Origin of the sequence: Rhizobium alarense, assembly GCF_021555155.1 — a bacterium.
GTDB lineage: Bacteria > Pseudomonadota > Alphaproteobacteria > Rhizobiales > Rhizobiaceae > Rhizobium_D > Rhizobium_D alarense.
Genome location: NZ_JAKGBU010000052.1, coordinates 1 through 14,522 on the forward strand (window position 1 = coordinate 1; position 14,522 = coordinate 14,522).

Annotated in this window: 19 protein-coding genes; 9 read left to right on the top strand and 10 right to left on the bottom strand. The window is 68.0% G+C overall.

Features of this window, described 5'->3' with window-relative positions:
- The 7 genes from LXM94_RS16315 to LXM94_RS16345 form a co-directional block, all read left to right on the top strand.
- Positions 1 to 838, top strand: an 838-nt coding sequence (locus LXM94_RS16315) for an MFS transporter (protein WP_235772530.1), incomplete at its 5' end; no start/stop codon positions are given.
- Positions 839 to 1,004: 166 nt separating this feature from the next.
- Complete coding sequence (nadA, locus tag LXM94_RS16320) at positions 1,005 to 2,084, top strand: quinolinate synthase NadA (protein ID WP_235772531.1); 1,080 nt, start codon at positions 1,005 to 1,007, stop codon at positions 2,082 to 2,084.
- A 92-nt stretch (positions 2,085 to 2,176) separates the two neighbouring features.
- Entirely contained in the window at positions 2,177 to 3,775 is a 1,599-nt protein-coding gene (locus tag LXM94_RS16325) for an L-aspartate oxidase (RefSeq protein WP_235772532.1), read from the top strand.
- A 67-nt stretch (positions 3,776 to 3,842) separates the two neighbouring features.
- Positions 3,843 to 4,100: a type II toxin-antitoxin system ParD family antitoxin gene (locus LXM94_RS16330; protein WP_235772533.1), complete on the top strand. Its 258-nt coding sequence runs from the start codon at positions 3,843 to 3,845 to the stop codon at positions 4,098 to 4,100.
- Positions 4,100 to 4,471 (top strand): type II toxin-antitoxin system RelE/ParE family toxin, encoded by a 372-nt coding sequence (locus tag LXM94_RS16335; protein ID WP_235772534.1) that lies wholly within the window; start codon positions 4,100 to 4,102, stop codon positions 4,469 to 4,471. Before LXM94_RS16330 ends, LXM94_RS16335 begins: the two co-directional genes overlap by 1 nt.
- Entirely contained in the window at positions 4,468 to 5,376 is a 909-nt protein-coding gene (nadC, locus tag LXM94_RS16340; RefSeq protein WP_235772535.1) for a carboxylating nicotinate-nucleotide diphosphorylase, read from the top strand. Before LXM94_RS16335 ends, nadC begins: the two co-directional genes overlap by 4 nt.
- 66 nt (positions 5,377 to 5,442) lie before the next feature.
- Entirely contained in the window at positions 5,443 to 5,967 is a 525-nt protein-coding gene (locus LXM94_RS16345) for a superoxide dismutase family protein (RefSeq protein ID WP_235772536.1), read from the top strand.
- Positions 5,968 to 6,120: 153 nt separating this feature from the next.
- Here the strand turns inward: LXM94_RS16345 and LXM94_RS16350 are convergent, their stop codons facing one another.
- From LXM94_RS16350 to LXM94_RS16385, 8 genes are all read right to left on the bottom strand, one after another.
- The gene (locus LXM94_RS16350; RefSeq protein ID WP_235772572.1) at positions 6,121 to 7,038 is read right to left on the bottom strand and encodes an NUDIX hydrolase; all 918 of its coding nucleotides are present in this window, start codon (positions 7,036 to 7,038) and stop codon (positions 6,121 to 6,123) included.
- 49 nt (positions 7,039 to 7,087) lie between these two features.
- Positions 7,088 to 7,642 (bottom strand): tyrosine phosphatase family protein, encoded by a 555-nt coding sequence (locus tag LXM94_RS16355; RefSeq protein ID WP_235772537.1) that lies wholly within the window; start codon positions 7,640 to 7,642, stop codon positions 7,088 to 7,090.
- 3 nt (positions 7,643 to 7,645) lie between these two features.
- A complete protein-coding gene (locus LXM94_RS16360) occupies positions 7,646 to 8,275 on the bottom strand; it encodes a YfbR-like 5'-deoxynucleotidase (protein ID WP_235772538.1) in 630 nt (209 codons plus the stop codon).
- Positions 8,272 to 9,117 (bottom strand): CAF17-like 4Fe-4S cluster assembly/insertion protein YgfZ, encoded by an 846-nt coding sequence (ygfZ, locus tag LXM94_RS16365; RefSeq protein ID WP_235772539.1) that lies wholly within the window; start codon positions 9,115 to 9,117, stop codon positions 8,272 to 8,274. The genes LXM94_RS16360 and ygfZ overlap by 4 nt, the downstream gene beginning before the upstream one ends.
- A gap of 93 nt (positions 9,118 to 9,210) precedes the next feature.
- Positions 9,211 to 9,975 carry a hypothetical protein gene (locus LXM94_RS16370; protein WP_235772540.1) on the bottom strand — a complete coding sequence of 255 codons (765 nt, stop codon included), beginning with the start codon at positions 9,973 to 9,975 and terminating at the stop codon, positions 9,211 to 9,213.
- A gap of 17 nt (positions 9,976 to 9,992) precedes the next feature.
- A complete protein-coding gene (locus LXM94_RS16375; RefSeq protein WP_235772573.1) occupies positions 9,993 to 10,262 on the bottom strand; it encodes a hypothetical protein in 270 nt (89 codons plus the stop codon).
- A 93-nt stretch (positions 10,263 to 10,355) separates the two neighbouring features.
- Positions 10,356 to 10,802 carry a TIGR02301 family protein gene (locus tag LXM94_RS16380; protein ID WP_235772541.1) on the bottom strand — a complete coding sequence of 149 codons (447 nt, stop codon included), beginning with the start codon at positions 10,800 to 10,802 and terminating at the stop codon, positions 10,356 to 10,358.
- Positions 10,799 to 11,239 carry an NUDIX domain-containing protein gene (locus tag LXM94_RS16385; RefSeq protein ID WP_235772542.1) on the bottom strand — a complete coding sequence of 147 codons (441 nt, stop codon included), beginning with the start codon at positions 11,237 to 11,239 and terminating at the stop codon, positions 10,799 to 10,801. The genes LXM94_RS16380 and LXM94_RS16385 overlap by 4 nt, the downstream gene beginning before the upstream one ends.
- A gap of 99 nt (positions 11,240 to 11,338) precedes the next feature.
- On the opposite strand from LXM94_RS16385, the gene LXM94_RS16390 reads away from it, so the two are divergent.
- Positions 11,339 to 12,109, top strand: a complete 771-nt coding sequence (locus LXM94_RS16390; protein WP_235772543.1) for an SOS response-associated peptidase — start codon at positions 11,339 to 11,341, stop codon at positions 12,107 to 12,109.
- On the opposite strand, the gene LXM94_RS16395 is transcribed toward LXM94_RS16390, so the two are convergent.
- Positions 12,098 to 12,283 carry a hypothetical protein gene (locus tag LXM94_RS16395; protein ID WP_235772544.1) on the bottom strand — a complete coding sequence of 62 codons (186 nt, stop codon included), beginning with the start codon at positions 12,281 to 12,283 and terminating at the stop codon, positions 12,098 to 12,100. The genes LXM94_RS16390 and LXM94_RS16395 overlap by 12 nt on opposite strands.
- 255 nt (positions 12,284 to 12,538) lie before the next feature.
- Positions 12,539 to 12,676 carry a hypothetical protein gene (locus LXM94_RS16400; RefSeq protein WP_235772545.1) on the bottom strand — a complete coding sequence of 46 codons (138 nt, stop codon included), beginning with the start codon at positions 12,674 to 12,676 and terminating at the stop codon, positions 12,539 to 12,541.
- Positions 12,677 to 13,082: 406 nt separating this feature from the next.
- On the opposite strand from LXM94_RS16400, the gene cysS reads away from it, so the two are divergent.
- Positions 13,083 to 14,516, top strand: coding sequence for a cysteine--tRNA ligase (gene cysS, locus LXM94_RS16405; RefSeq protein ID WP_235772546.1), 1,434 nt, complete (start codon positions 13,083 to 13,085; stop codon positions 14,514 to 14,516).
- The last annotated feature ends 6 nt before the right edge of the window (positions 14,517 to 14,522 follow it).

The window sequence follows — 14,522 nt, forward strand, 5'->3', positions numbered from 1 at the left end:
CTTCGCGCGCAACGTCACGCCGGAGCAGCGCTCCATGGCCTTCGGCATCTGCACCGCGGCGGGCTCGGCCGGCATGTTCCTCTTCGCGCCGCTCAGCCAGGGCCTGATCAGCGCGCTCGGCTGGTCCGACGCGCTCGTCTGGCTCGGCGTGCTGATGCTGCTCGTGCCGGTGCTCGCCATTCCTTTGAGGGGCAATTCCTCGTCGGGCATCACGGCGGCCACCGACTACAAGCAGACGATCGGCGAGGCGCTGAAGGAGGCGCTCGGCCACAGGAGTTATGTCCTGCTCGTTGCCGGCTTCTTCGTCTGCGGCTACCAGGTCGCCTTCATCACCGCGCATTTCCCGGCCTATATCGGCGATCTCGGCATCGATGCGCGTTATGCGGTGATCGCGCTGGCGCTGATCGGCTTCTTCAACATCATCGGGTCGCTGGCCTCCGGCGTCATCGGCCAGCGTTATTCGAAACCCTATTTCCTCGCCTGGATCTATATCGGCCGGTCGGTCGTCGTCACCGCCTTCCTGCTCCTGCCGCAGACCCCGGCGACGGTGGTCGTCTTCGCCATCCTGATGGGGCTGCTGTGGCTGTCGACGGTGCCGCCGACCAACGCGCTCGTCGCCATCATGTTCGGCACGAAGCATCTCGGCCTCCTGGGCGGGATCGTCTTCCTGTCGCATCAGGTCGGCTCGTTCCTCGGCGTCTGGATGGGCGGCTACCTCTACGACCGTTTCGGGACCTACGATCCGGTCTGGTGGCTCGGCGTGGCGCTCGGCCTCTTCGCGGCGGTCGTGCACTGGCCGATCGAGGAGAAGGGTGTGGCGCGGCCGGCAATGGCGTGAGCCCGAAGAAAACCGGCGCCGGCCGACGAAGTTTCGGGCGGCGCTCCTTGCAATCTGTCACAAAACTTTCTAAATCAGCCGTACCGGCACCGCCGGTTTTGTTTTGGGACTATTATGCTCAATATGAGCATAAAGGCCGCTGGAGGGCGGCGGAAGGGAGAGCGCCATGGCACCCGTGGCCCAAGCGACGACGCGGGCGCATGCCCCCGCCCGGATGAGCGCCGCCGAGCGTTTCGGCGTGCTCGAACATCCCGACCTTTCCTATACGCCTGCCGTGGCGCGCGAGACGGAGCATCTGCACGCGCGCGTGAAACAGTTCATTCCGGCGATCGAATGGCCGGTCTACGCGCCCTATGTGCATGCGATCAACCGGCTGAAAAAGCAGCGCGGCGCGGTCATCCTGGCGCACAACTACCAGACGCCGGAGATTTTCCACTGCGTCGCCGACATCGTCGGCGATTCGCTGCAGCTCGCCCGCGACGCCACCAAGGTCGATGCCGACATCATCATCCAGTGCGGCGTGCATTTCATGGCCGAGACCTCGAAGCTGCTGAACCCGGAAAAGACGGTGCTGATCCCGGACGCCAAAGCCGGCTGCTCGCTGTCGGACTCGATCACCGGCGCCGACGTCAGGCTCCTGAAGGAGCGCTATCCGGGCGTGCCGGTCGTCACCTACGTCAACACCTCGGCCGACGTGAAGGCGGAGACGGACATCTGCTGCACCTCGTCCAACGTGCTGTCGGTCGTGGAAAGCCTTGAGAGCGACACGGTGTTCTGCATTCCGGATGAATATCTCGCGATGAACGTCGCCAAGCAGACGAAGAAGACGATCCTCACCTGGAAGGGCCATTGCGAGGTGCACGAGCGCTTCACGGCGAACGAGCTGCTCGCCTACAAGGAGAGCCATCCGGGCATCGAGATCATCGGCCATCCGGAATGCCATCCCGACGTCATCGCCGTCTGCGACTTTTCCGGCTCCACCTCGGGCATGATCAACTACGTCAAGGACAGGCGACCCTCGCGCGTGCTGCTTGTCACCGAATGCTCCATGGCCTCCAACATCCAGGCGGAAGTGCCGGACGTCGATTTCGTCAAGCCGTGCAACCTCTGTCCGCACATGAAGCGCATCACGCTGCCGAAGATTTTGGACAGCCTGGTGACGATGACGGAGGAGGTTCTGGTCGACCCGGCGATCGCCGATCGCGCCCGCCTCGCCGTCGAGCGGATGGTGAACCTGAAGCAGTAGGCAGCCTTCCGGCAGGGAAGGAGGGGGCGGGAATGCCCCTCGGCCAGCCTCCCGGAGGGGAAAGGTGGCACGGCGCGTCGGAGGAGTAGGACATGCCCATTGACAGTTTCCGCCCGCAGTCCTGGAACGGCATCGACGACATCATCATCGTCGGTGGCGGACTGGCGGGACTTTTCTGCGCGCTGAAGCTCGCGCCGCGTCCCGTGACGATCCTCGCTGCCGCGCCGATCGGGCAGGGGGCGTCCTCGGCCTGGGCGCAGGGCGGCATCGCGGCGGCGATGAGCCCGGGCGACACGGTCGACAAGCATGTCGCCGACACGCTGGAGGCGGGCGCCGGCATCGTCGACGAGAAGATGGCGCGTTTCATGGTGTCGGAAGGCCCTGCGCGCATCCACGACCTGCTCGAATACGGCGTGCCCTTCGACCGCGACCTCGAGGGCAAGCTGATGCTGTCGCGCGAAGCGGCGCATTCCGAGCGCCGCATCGTGCGCGTCAAGGGCGACATGGCCGGCAAGGCCATCATGGAGGCGCTGATCGCCGCAGTGCGCACCACGCCGTCGATCCGCGTGCTGGAAGGCTATGTGGTCGAGGAGCTGGTGCGCGAGGGCCGCTTCATTTCCGGCGTCATCGCGCGGCCGGACGCCGGCCAGGCGAAGAACCGCGTGCATTTCCCGGCGCGCGCCGTGGTGCTCTGCTCGGGCGGCGTCGGCCATCTCTATGCCGTCACCACGAACCCCTGGGAGGCCTGCGGCCAGGGCGTCGGCATGGCGGCGCGCGCCGGCGCCATCATCGCCGACCCGGAATTCGTGCAGTTCCACCCGACGGCGATCGACATCGGCCGCGACCCGGCACCGCTTGCGACCGAAGCGCTGCGCGGCGACGGCGCGCATCTCGTCAACGCCGCCGGCCACCGCTTCATGCTGGACATCCACGAGGACGCCGAACTCGCACCGCGCGACATCGTCTCTCGCGGCGTCTTCGCCGAGGTGCAGGCGGGCCGCGGTGCCTTCCTCGACTGCACGAAGGCGGTCGGCAGCCATTTCCCGGAGATGTTCCCGACGGTTTATGCCTCCTGCATGGCGGCCGGCATCGATCCGGTCACGCAGCCGATCCCGGTCGTTCCGGCGGTGCACTACCACATGGGCGGCGTGCTGACGGATGCCGAGGGCCGCACCTCGATCGACGGGCTCTGGGCGGCCGGCGAGGTGACGTCCACCGGCGTGCACGGCGCCAATCGGCTGGCCTCGAACTCGCTGCTCGAGGCCGTCGTCTTCGCCGCGCGCATCGCGGAAAACATCAAGGGCATGCTGCCGGAGCCGAAGATCAACAACTGGGGCGCCGGCGGCGGCGAGAGCGACGATCTCGTAACCGTCGAGGACAGCCCGCAGCTCACACGCCTGCGCCGGCTGATGAGCGACCGCGTCGGCGTCATCCGCGACTGCGACGGCCTGAGGGCCGCGATCCGCGAGATCGCCGCGCTGGAGCGCGAGAACAGCCGCATGCGCTTCCTCAACATCGTCACGACCGCCAAGCTGATCGCCGTCGGCGCGCTTCTGCGCGAGGAAAGCCGCGGCGGCCATTTCCGGTCGGACGTGCCGGACCAGAAGCCGGCCTGGAAGCGCCGGACCTTCCTGACGCTTGCGGAAGCGGACCGGATGGTCGCCGAACTGGATGCGACCGCGGCGGCGTGATGGTGTTGGCAAAAATTGACAACACGTCGGCGCTTCGCCAGAATCCGGTGAGCCAAGGAGTGCACGGATGCCGACCCTCAATGTGAGCCTTACGACGGAATTTGCCGAATTCATCGATGATGCGGTGGCGAGCGGCGACTACGTTTCCGCAAGCGAAGTGGTCCGCGAGGCGCTGCGCGTGCTGCGTGACGACAAGGAGGGCGAAGCCGTCAAGCTCGCTTTGCTGCGCAACGCCATCGGCATCGGGCTTGCGCAATCCGAAAGCGGTGAATTTTCCGAACGCTCGGTGCAGGATATCTTTGCCGATGCGATCGACCGCCCCTGATGACATGGCGTCTGACAAGGGAGGCCGAACGGGACCTGACGGAGATCGCGCGCCATACGGTCGAAACCTTCGGCCGGGATCAGGCCATGCACTATGCCGCCCTGATCGAGCGCGCACTGACGATGCTGAGCGACGATCCCCTGCGACCGTCCTCCCGGGCGAGGGAGGAACTGGCGCCGGCCGTGCGCTCCTTTCATCTTGCGCATGCCTCGCCGCGACGGCACGCGGCGTCGCACGTCGTCTACTATCATCGCGCCGCCGGTTCCGCCAAAGACATCATCGTGCTTCGCGTGCTGCATGAGCGCATGGAGCCCAAGAGGCGCCTGGCAGATGCCCGGCGCCGCGACGAGCAGACAGGAAAGAAGCCATGACCACCCCCCATCTCCCCGTTCTCTCCCCGGTCGCGGTCGAGGAGCAGGTGCGTGCCGCGCTCGCCGAGGATCTCGGGCGGGCGGGCGACATTACCAGCCAGGCGACCATCGCGCCGGAGATGCGCGCGACGGCGGAGCTCAATGTGCGGGAGGACGGCGTTCTCGCCGGCATGGATCTCGCGCGGGCCGCCTTCCGCCTGATGGACCCGTCGATCGAATTCGCGGCGGGCGCGAGGGACGGCGAGCGGCTGGCACCCGGCCGCGTGCTGGCCCGCGTCTCGGGGCCGGCCCGCGCCGTGCTGTCGGCCGAGCGCGTCGCGCTGAATTTCCTGATGCACCTCTCCGGCGTCGCGACCCACACGGCGCGCTTCGCCGATGCGATCGCCCACACGCCGGCCAGGGTCTGCTGTACCCGCAAGACGATCCCGGGCCTGCGCGCACTCGAAAAATATGCCGTGCGCATGGGCGGCGGCTCGTCGCACCGCTACGGCCTCGACGACGCGATCCTCATCAAGGACAACCACGTCGCCGTCTCGGGCGGCGTGGCGGGCGCGATCGCTGCCGCACGCGCCTTTGCCGGCCACCTCGTCAAGGTCGAGGTGGAGGTGACGACGCTCGCCGAACTGGAGGAGGCGCTGGAGGCCGCGCCCGACGTCGTGCTGCTCGACAATATGGGGCCGGAACTGCTGCGCCGCGCCGTCGAGATCAACCGCGACTGGGCCGGGCTCTCCGACGCCGCCTATGCCGCCGATCCGCGCCGCGTGCAGCTCGAGGCCTCCGGCAACGTCAACCTCGACACGATCCGCGCCATCGCCGAAACCGGCGTCGACTACATCTCCACCTCCAAGATCACCATGGCGGCACCGACGCTCGACATCGGGCTGGACGTGGTGGTGGAGCGCTGAACGCGAGGAACACTCCCCCCTCCCATGCGTTGGGCGATGGACCCGAACTCTATGGAAGGATGAGAGATGTTTCGAACACTCCTGCTTGCCGCCGCGACGGCCGGACTGGTTGCCGCGGGGGCCGCCTTTGCTCAGGAAGCGCCGGCCGGCGCGGGAGGGACGGCGGAATTCCTCGGTCGCTCCGGCACGAGCGCCGGCCGTGCGACGCTCACGGAAGGGCCGGGGGGCGTGCTCTTCGAGATCGAGATTTCCGGCATGCCGCCGCGCAAATGGGTGGCGGTGCACATCCATGAAACGGGCGCCTGCGATCCGACGACCGGCCATGAATCGGCGGGCGGCCACTTCAACCCGGATCGCCGCAGGCACGGTTTTGTCGCGGCCGACGGCCCGCATGCCGGCGACATGTCGAACCAGTATGTCGCTGACGACGGCATCCTGCGGGCCCAGATCTACAATGCGATGGTGCGGCTCGACGACGACGAGCGCGGTATCCGCGGCCGGGCGCTGGTGGTCCATGCGGGCTCGGACGACTATCGCACCGATCCTTCTGGCGGCGCCGGAGACCGCCTGGCCTGCGCCGTCATCCGGTAGCGTGCGCGACGCGAAGGCTTGAGGAGCCGCGTGTCTCGGCGAAGGCGACCGGCTCCTGTTGCCTGTTGCTCCATGGCCCCTTTCCCGGTTGTTCCGATGACGGGGAAATGGAGCAGGCGGCCGAAAGGTCCAGAAAAAGCCCGATTTCGCCCGTCAGCGGCTGCCGAGCTTGAGGCCGGGTGCCGGCCGCTCCTCGAGGATGCGGCGGCGGAAGCGGAAGAGCGCGGCGGGACGCCCGCCCGTCGCCGCTGTCGAGCCGCCGGTCGGCTCCACCAGTTCGGCACCTTCGACCAGCCGGCGGAAATTCTGCTTGTGCAGGTGGCGGCCGGAGATCGCCTCGACGGCGGCCTGCAGCTCCGTCAGGGTGAATTCCGGCTCCATCAGTTCGAAGATGACGGGGCGGTATTTGAGCTTGCCGCGCAGCCGCGCGACGGCTGTCGCGAGGATGCGCCTGTGGTCGTGCCGCATGGCGGTCCCGACGGGACCGGTGTGTGGTGCCGCGGCGCGACCGTCGGTTACGGCCTCCCCGGCCAGTCCCGCCTCGTAGAGCAGTTCGTAGCGCTCCAGCACGCGCTCCTCGTCCCAGGGAAAATCGTCGACGCCGAAGGCGAGGCGCAGCCGCGTCCGGCGGGACGGCAGCGAGGCGGAGCGGTCCTCGACGGCGGGGGCGTCGGCCCAGTCGAAAAGCGCTGGCAGGATGGTCTGGTCGATCATCGCCGGCCGGCCGCCGCGCCAGTCCTCCCAGGGCAGATACTGGTACCAGTCGCGCCAGCAGCCGCCGGTCTCGGCCAGCCGGTCGTTCGCCTCCCGGTCGGCGCGCGTCAGGGCCAGATAACCGACGGAGACCATGTGCGTCCCCGCCTCGTCCGGCGCCTTCTGCCGGCCGCGGTCGCCGAAGGTGTAGAGCTGTTCGATATAGCCGAGCTTCAGCGCCGTCTGTGCCTCCACCCGGTCGCGCAGGCTGGTTTCGAACGTACGGTGGCGCCGGGGGTCGAAGGGACCGAAGGGCAGGGCGTCGCGCGCCGCCGGGTCGCCGCCGACGGCGAGGATATGCGGTCTTGCGCCGACCATCGCGACGACCGCCGCATTGAGCCCGATCTCGACGGGCGGGTTCGGCCGCTCAGGCGCCACCGGCGGCCTCCGCGATTGGCCGGCCGGTCGCCCGCACGGCGAGAACGAAGGGGCTGTCGCCGGCATAGTCGGCGCCGCGGCCGATGCGCTCGACCGCCCGGACGAGCCTGCCGCCGCGGCCAAGATGCGCGTCGCCGATCGCGACCAGCCGCGCATTGGGCGTCGCCTGCGGCGAGGCCGCCCGCAGGCGCAGCGCCAGCGCCTCGTCGTCCTGGTCCGGTTCGACGGCAAGCGCGACGATCAGGGCGGCGGCCGGCGAGCGCGACACACCCATCATGCAATGCACGAGCAGCGGCGCCTGCCGGTCCCAGCGGCGGGCAAAGGCGGCGATGGCCGCCACATGCGCCTCCGCCGGCGCGATCAGGCCGCCTGTCCCGGCAAAGGCGATGTCGTTGACGCCGATGACGAGGTGGCGGGTCGCATCGATCACCGCCGGGCGGTGGAAATCCTGTTTCGGCGCGACGAGGCTCAGCATCGCGCCGCAGCGGTGCCGGACGGCGAGTTCGGCGATCTTCGACAGCGGCGCGACGACGATCGATCCCATGGCTCAGCCTCCGGCCGCAAGCGGCAGGCGTGCGGCCTCGATATCGGCGAAGCGCTGCGCGAAGAGGCGCTGGGCTTCCGTCGCCGGCATGGGGGCGATCGGGATCATGTCGAGCGTGATGCCGCGCGGCTCGCCGAAGAACCGCGAGGCTTCCGTGCGCGAGAAGCCGGCAAGCTCCGTCGCCTCGAAGAAGGCGGCGGTCTGGTCCGCCTTCTTGATCTTCTCCTTCAGCCCGCGCGGCGTCGCGGCCGGCAGGCCGAACCGCAGGTGCACCGCGGCCTCCAGCCGTTTCTCCACCGTCTTGTAGCCGCCGCCGACCACGGCCTTGAAGGGCGAGATCATGTCGCCGATCACATATTCCGGCGCGTCGTGCAGCAACGCCATCAGGCAGTCGTCGGCGTTGCAGCGGTTCTGCCGGCGGAAGATCGCCTCGACGACGAGCGAGTGCTGCGCCACCGAGAAGGCATGGTCGCCGCGCGTCTGGCCGTTCCAGCGGGCGACGCGGGCGAGCCCGTGCGCGATGTCGGAGAGCTCCACGTCGAGCGGCGAGGGGTCGAGCAGGTCGAGGCGCCGGCCGGAGAGCATGCGCTGCCAGGCGCGCGGCGCCGCCTTTGGACGGGGCGCGGCTCTCATGAGGCCGGTGCCTCCGCTTCCTCCGCCGGAAATGCGAGGCCGGTCCAGGCGGGGAGGGAAAGCGTCACGGCGACGTCGTCGGCGAGGATCGGCGTGCCGGATGCGAGCGCCGCGCCGACCCGGTCGATGCGCACGATGGCAAGGCCCCCGCTGCCGGCGACCGTGCCGAGCGTGCCGACCGGCTTGCCGGCGGCGACAAGCTCCGTGCCGGATGACGGCAGGTCGCAACCGGCCTGCACGATGGCCGGCCGGCGCCGGGCGGTGCCGCGATGCTGCATGCGGGAGACGACCTCCTGGCCGACATAACATCCCTTGCGGAAGGAAAGGCCGGCGGAAAGGTCGAGCAGGACGTCATGCGGGAAGGCGTCGGAAAGCGCATAGTCGGCGCCCGATTCGACGATGCCGGCGGCGATGCGCAGGCGGTCGTAGAGCGCCGGCGCGTCCGTGCCGCCGCCGCCGATGCGCCGGGAGACGGCATGTCCCGCCCTGGCGAAACGCGCATCCCGCGCCGCATTCGCCTCGGGGGCATCCCAGGCGACCGTCGCTTCGGTTTCGTCGAGCGCCGCGATCTCGACGGCCGCGCGCAGCTTGTACATCGTCAGCCGCTTGGCGAGCGCGTCGCGCTGGCCGGCGGCCGTTTCGATCAGGAAGGCATCGGCGCCGTCGCGGCGGATCAGGAAGTCGAACAGGATCTTGCCCTGCGGCGTCAGCAGCGCGCCGGGGCGCAGCTCGCCTTCCGGCAGGGAGGGCAGGTCGGTGGTGATCAGCGCCTGGAGGAAAGGTTCCGCATCCTTGCCCGAAAGGTGGAGAAAGGCGCGGCCGGAAAGGGTGACGACGGGCATCGGTTCTTCCATGGGCGGCGCGGCAGGCCGCAAAACGGGTTTACCGAGAGGTAGAATGTGCGGACGCGCTTCGCAAGTCCCGCCGGGAGCCGCTCATTCCCCGGCGAGAAACATCTTCCACTGGCCGTCCGGCGAAATGCCGAGGCGGTAGAAGTTGTAGCCGCCGAATTCCTGCATGTCGGCGAAGTCGCCGGCCGTGACGATCCGCAGCAGTTCGACCTTCTCGGGCGGCGAGAGGTTGGCGAGCGACTTCTCGGCGAAATAGGGCCAGACATACATCTCGTCCGGCGTGCCCGGATCGACACGGGCGAAGCCGGTCGCCAGCACGTCGAGCAGGATCGCCAGGATCTCCGCGCCCTCCGCGTCGCCGGAGAAGGACTTGAGCTGCACCACCGGGTCCTCGTCGCTCTCGACCAGCGAGACCTGGGTGCGGGTCGGGCCGGTGCCGAGCAGCGGCCGCAGGCGCTCGATGTCGCCGGAGGCGGCCGCCTCGACGATGAGCTCGCGCATGCGCCTGACCGCTTCCGGCGCCTTGGCGATGTCGTAGATCACCTCCGGCTCCGCGGTCGGGGTGCCGTCGGACGCGCCGTCCGTCTCGTCCCCGGTCGCCGGCGCGGCCTCGTCGCGGCGAATCAGCGGATCGGGATCGGGGATCTGGAGCGGCACCGATTCCTCGGTCGCGTCTTCACCGTCCGTCTCGCCCGCGGCCGCGTCGGCCGGCTGGCCGGGCAGCGGGCGCAGTTCGCTGAGCGCGTGGGCGGCGGGGACGAGCGCCGGCAGGACGGCGGGGGCAAGGCACGAAACCGCCACCGCGGCGCTACCGCTCAGAAGAAGGCGGCGCAGGGAGAGCCTTGGCATCGGCAGGGTCTTTCGGTCTATTGCAACGTCCGTTCCGGGGAGAACTCGCCGGCCAGCATACGTTCGCGCAGCGACGTCAGCAACGCCTCCGCGCCGTCCTCGCCGAGCACCCGGATGGTTTCGCGCATCGCGAGCGCAATGGCCGCATCGGCGATGATCTCCGGCTCGATCCCGTCGGCCATGCCGTCGGCCCAAGCCTCGTTCTGATACTCGAGAGCAGCCTGCATCTTCTCGTGAACGATCATGTCGTCGATGTCGGTGAGGCTTGGTTCCATAGTACGATCCATGCGGGGCATTCGGTTCTTTACCAGACTGTTAACGACCTTAGCAGCCTTTTCTCAAAACGACACGGGGTCAGGTGAAAAGGGGTTAATTAATCGCTAATTTCCAAATCGTGCAGCAATTTCCGAAGCAAGTGTTGCGCCTTCGTTACGGTATCGCCCTTCCGCAACGATCGCCGGCTGCGTGCAGGAGGTGTAGACGGACGCGAAAGAACGGTACCCCCGGTTGAACGCCGCCGTCAGCCGGGCGCGCCGTTGCGGCTCGTCGCGGGCTTCCGCCGCGATCAGTTCCTCCATCGAGCGCCGCCAGCCGTCTTCCTTCTTTTCCAGGCAGAGATTGCGCAGATAGTGTACCGCGCCGAGCACTTCCGAGAGCCGCTCGAGCCGGCCGTCGTAGGGGGCGGGCTTTTCCTGCGGAATCTCCGGCACTGTCTCCGCCGTTTTTCCGCCGGCGGGCTGCTCCTGCGCGCCGGCGACGGGCGGCAGCGCAAACAGGCTGGACGCGGCCAGCGCCAGGACGGCCGGGAAGACGCGAAGAGGCGTCATTGCGCGGCACTCCGGTGGAACGGCGCGGCCGGCGGACGCGACCGGTCGGCCTCGAGCCGCGCCACGCAGTCGCGCACGCTCTCGGGCGCCGGCAGCGTCTCGATCTCGGCCGCGCTGTACCAGCCGAGGTCGGCCGCGTCGTCCGCCGCCTGCGCCACCGCGTCGACGGGCGCCTCGACCCGGAAGACGGACAGGAAATAGTGGCTCGATGTGCCCTTGAGATCGTAGGTGGCGTAGAGGCGCGGATTGCGGGGGCGGATGCCGGTCTCCTCCTCGAATTCGCGCAGCGCCGTCTCCGCGGGCGATTCGCCGGGTTCCGCCCGTCCGCCGGGAAAGGCATACATGTCGGCCGCCGGCGGATTGCGGCGAAGCACGAGCAGGTAGCGGCCGTCCCGCTCGAGGATCGCGGAGGAGGCTGGCTTGGCGGTGGAACTCATCGACTCATCCGGCTGACAGCATGCGTGGCCACCGTTATAAGGGCTGCCTCGGCTTTGCGCCAGCGCGAAGCCATGACCGGCAGGGACACGGAAGACGGCATGTGCGGACGTTTTGCATTGACGGCGCCGCGGCGCGCGGTGGAGGAGTTTCTCGGTGTCATCGACCTCGATGACTTTCCGGCCCGCTACAACATCGCGCCGACCCAGCCGGTCCTCGTGGTGGTCGAAGGCGAGCGCGGCCGGCCGGGCAGCAATCTGCCGGACCGCCGGGCACTGCTGGTGCGCTGGGGGCTGACGCCGGGCTGGGTGAAGGATCCGCGCGACTTTCCGCTGCTGATCAACGCGCGTGCCGAGACGGCGATCGGCAAGGCTTCCTTCCGGGCGGCGATGCGCCACCGGCGCGTGCTCGTGCCGGCTTCCGGCTTCTATGAATGGCACCGGCCGGCGAAGGAGACGGGTGCGAAGCCGCAGGCCTACTGGATCCGGCCGAAAGGGGGCGGCATCGTCGCCTTCGCGGGCCTGATGGAGACCTGGTCCTCGGCGGACGGCTCGGAGGTCGATACCGGCGCGATCCTCACGACCACGTCCAACGGTGCCGTCGCGCGCATCCACGGCCGGCTGCCGGTCGTGATCGGGCCGGAGGATTTTTCGCGCTGGCTCGACTGCCGCACGCAGGAGCCGCGCGAGGTGACGGATCTGATGCGGGCGCCGGAGCCGGATTTCTTCGAGGCGATCCCGGTCTCCGACAAGGTCAACAAGGTGGCCAATACCGGGCCGGACCTGCAGGAGCCGGTGACGCCGGCTGCAGGCGGGGAAGCGCAGCCCTCCGGGCCGAAGGCCGGGGACGCCGGCCAGCTCTCACTCTTCTGAGCGCTCGTCGTCGCGCAAAACGGCGGGAACGTCCCGTTCCGCGGATTTTGGCGCCGCGGGCTTGCGCTGCGTCGCTGCCGCCACGACGGCCTTGAGGCCGAGCGGCTTGTACTGGTCCTCGAGGTCGCCTTTTTCCTTGTCGCTCATCTCTGTCTTCGTTCGGTCGGTGATCATCTCACTCTCCAGACACATTCGCGTTCAGTGCGGCAAAAGCCGGGCTCCGGAGCCCAATGCATGAATCGGCGAATGGTTTGATGGTGCGACCACTCTTTGTTGGAAATCTGTTCGCTGCACCGCACTCAGCGGCGGTTGCCGAGGCGGTTCCTGGGCGTCGTGCGGCGGCCGGACGGCGCATCCGCGTCGCCGGCCACGGACGGTCGCGGCGGACAGACCGTCCATGACCGCCGGTCGATCGGACGATTGCGCATGTCAGGCGGCCGAGGGTTTCGCGGCCGGGCGGGCCTTCAGCTGCAGCGCAGCGGCGAGCACGGCCTTGAGGCCGAGCGGGCGGTACTGGCTGACGAGATCGGCGGCCGGCTTTCCGGCGGGCTTCTTCATGGCACTCATGTCTGTCTCCTTTGGTTTCATCCCTTGCCGGGACCGTCCGCTTCATCGCATGGAGCGGCGTTCCTCTTTGTCACCGAGGAAACAGGCATGGCTTTCAATGTGATATCGCCCCAGACATGTCCCCGCGTCGCCGCTCGTCATAATTGAAATCCGGGCAAAATCTTGGCCGGATCGCGCTATTCGCGGACCGCCGGCAAAATATTTGCAATGCGTGGCGGCGCGCCCACGCCCGGACCCTTGACCGCACGGCGCTGCGGCGCGATAAAGCGGCCATGAAAACGGTACTCTGCCTCTGCCGGAGCATTATTCGCTAGCCTCACCGCTGGCCCGGCCGTTTTCGTCCCCCAAAATCCCCGGATGACAAACGACCCGGCCAGCCGGGTCTGTGTTCTTTTGGGAGATTTCCATGACCGACAAGCCGGTCCTGACGCTGTACAACACGCTGACGCGGGGAAAGGAGCCCTTCGCTCCGATCGATCCCGACAACGTCCGCATGTATGTCTGCGGCCCGACGGTCTACGACTTCGCCCATATCGGCAATGCGCGTCCCGTCATCGTGTTCGACGTGCTGTTCCGGCTGCTGCGCCACCTCTACGGCGCGGACCACGTCACCTATGCCCGCAACATCACGGACGTCGACGACAAGATCAACGCGCGGGCGCTGCGCGACTTCGGCGCGGAGATCGGTAAGGGTACGCTGTCGCTGAACGAGGCGATCCGCCGGGTGACGGAGAAGACGGCGAACCAGTTCCACGCCGACATCGCCCTGCTCGGCTGCCTGCCGCCCACCCACGAGCCGCGCGCCACCGAGTTCGTTGAGCCGCGCGCCGACGGCAAGGCGGACATGATCACGCTGATTCAGCGTCTCATCGAACGCGGCCATGCCTATGAAACGAATGGCGAAGTTCTGTTCGATACCGGCTCGATGGCCGATTACGGCCAGCTCTCGAAGCGCAATCTCGACGAACAGCAGGCCGGCGCCCGCGTCGCCGTCGACGCGCACAAGAAGAACCCCGGCGACTTCGTGCTCTGGAAGCTGTCGGCGCCGGAAGAACCCGGCTGGGATTCGCCTTGGGGCAGGGGGCGGCCTGGATGGCATATCGAGTGCTCGGCGATGTCGGCCGCCTATCTCGGCGAGGTCTTCGACATCCACGGCGGCGGCCTCGACCTGATCTTTCCGCACCACGAAAACGAGATCGCCCAGTCGCGCTGCGCCCATGGCACCAAGGTCATGGCCAATGTCTGGATGCACAACGGCTTCGTGCAGGTGGAAGGCCGCAAGATGTCGAAGTCGGAGGGCAATTTCGTCACGATCCATGAGTTGCTGCACGAGGAGAAGTTCGGCGGCCGGAAATGGCCGGGCGAGGTGTTGCGGCTGGCGATGCTGATGACGCATTATCGTGAGCCAGTCGATTTCAGCGTGCGGAAGCTGGAGGAGGCGGAACGCCTGCTGGCGAAGTGGCCGGTCGGAGAGGCCCCGGACAGCGGCGGCATCGATCCGTCGGTTCTCGCTCCGCTGCTCGACGATCTCAACACCGTCGCCGCCGTGCAGGCGCTTCACGCCCTGGCAAGTCGCGCCGCGACCGATGCGAGCGCCGTCGTCGCCTTCGCGGCTTCGGCCTCCATGCTCGGGATCATCCCCAAAAGGGCTGAAGTCTCAAAGGCCTTGGAGGAGGGTGTTGAATCGATCATTCAAATGCGCCTCGAACTTCTCAAGGCCAGGAACTTCGCCGAAGCCGACAAGATCCGCGACGACCTGCTCGCCAAGGGCATCCAGCTCAAGGACGGCAAGGACCCGGAAACGGGCGAGCGCGTCACGACCTGGGAGGTGAAGCGGTGACATTGT

What these genes read in the sequence shown, in the direction of transcription:
- nadA (WP_235772531.1), top strand. Translation starts at nt 1,005, where the DNA reads ATGGCACCCGTGGCCCAAGCGACGACGCGGGCGCATGCCCCCGCCCGG.
- LXM94_RS16325 (WP_235772532.1), top strand. Translation starts at nt 2,177, where the DNA reads ATGCCCATTGACAGTTTCCGCCCGCAGTCCTGGAACGGCATCGACGAC.
- LXM94_RS16330 (WP_235772533.1), top strand. Translation starts at nt 3,843, where the DNA reads ATGCCGACCCTCAATGTGAGCCTTACGACGGAATTTGCCGAATTCATC.
- LXM94_RS16335 (WP_235772534.1), top strand. Translation starts at nt 4,100, where the DNA reads ATGACATGGCGTCTGACAAGGGAGGCCGAACGGGACCTGACGGAGATC.
- nadC (WP_235772535.1), top strand. Translation starts at nt 4,468, where the DNA reads ATGACCACCCCCCATCTCCCCGTTCTCTCCCCGGTCGCGGTCGAGGAG.
- LXM94_RS16345 (WP_235772536.1), top strand. Translation starts at nt 5,443, where the DNA reads ATGTTTCGAACACTCCTGCTTGCCGCCGCGACGGCCGGACTGGTTGCC.
- LXM94_RS16350 (WP_235772572.1), bottom strand. Translation starts at nt 7,038, where the DNA reads ATGGTCGGCGCAAGACCGCATATCCTCGCCGTCGGCGGCGACCCGGCG.
- LXM94_RS16355 (WP_235772537.1), bottom strand. Translation starts at nt 7,642, where the DNA reads ATGGGATCGATCGTCGTCGCGCCGCTGTCGAAGATCGCCGAACTCGCC.
- LXM94_RS16360 (WP_235772538.1), bottom strand. Translation starts at nt 8,275, where the DNA reads ATGAGAGCCGCGCCCCGTCCAAAGGCGGCGCCGCGCGCCTGGCAGCGC.
- ygfZ (WP_235772539.1), bottom strand. Translation starts at nt 9,117, where the DNA reads ATGCCCGTCGTCACCCTTTCCGGCCGCGCCTTTCTCCACCTTTCGGGC.
- LXM94_RS16370 (WP_235772540.1), bottom strand. Translation starts at nt 9,975, where the DNA reads ATGCCAAGGCTCTCCCTGCGCCGCCTTCTTCTGAGCGGTAGCGCCGCG.
- LXM94_RS16375 (WP_235772573.1), bottom strand. Translation starts at nt 10,262, where the DNA reads ATGGATCGTACTATGGAACCAAGCCTCACCGACATCGACGACATGATC.
- LXM94_RS16380 (WP_235772541.1), bottom strand. Translation starts at nt 10,802, where the DNA reads ATGACGCCTCTTCGCGTCTTCCCGGCCGTCCTGGCGCTGGCCGCGTCC.
- LXM94_RS16385 (WP_235772542.1), bottom strand. Translation starts at nt 11,239, where the DNA reads ATGAGTTCCACCGCCAAGCCAGCCTCCTCCGCGATCCTCGAGCGGGAC.
- LXM94_RS16390 (WP_235772543.1), top strand. Translation starts at nt 11,339, where the DNA reads ATGTGCGGACGTTTTGCATTGACGGCGCCGCGGCGCGCGGTGGAGGAG.
- LXM94_RS16395 (WP_235772544.1), bottom strand. Translation starts at nt 12,283, where the DNA reads ATGATCACCGACCGAACGAAGACAGAGATGAGCGACAAGGAAAAAGGC.
- LXM94_RS16400 (WP_235772545.1), bottom strand. Translation starts at nt 12,676, where the DNA reads ATGAGTGCCATGAAGAAGCCCGCCGGAAAGCCGGCCGCCGATCTCGTC.
- cysS (WP_235772546.1), top strand. Translation starts at nt 13,083, where the DNA reads ATGACCGACAAGCCGGTCCTGACGCTGTACAACACGCTGACGCGGGGA.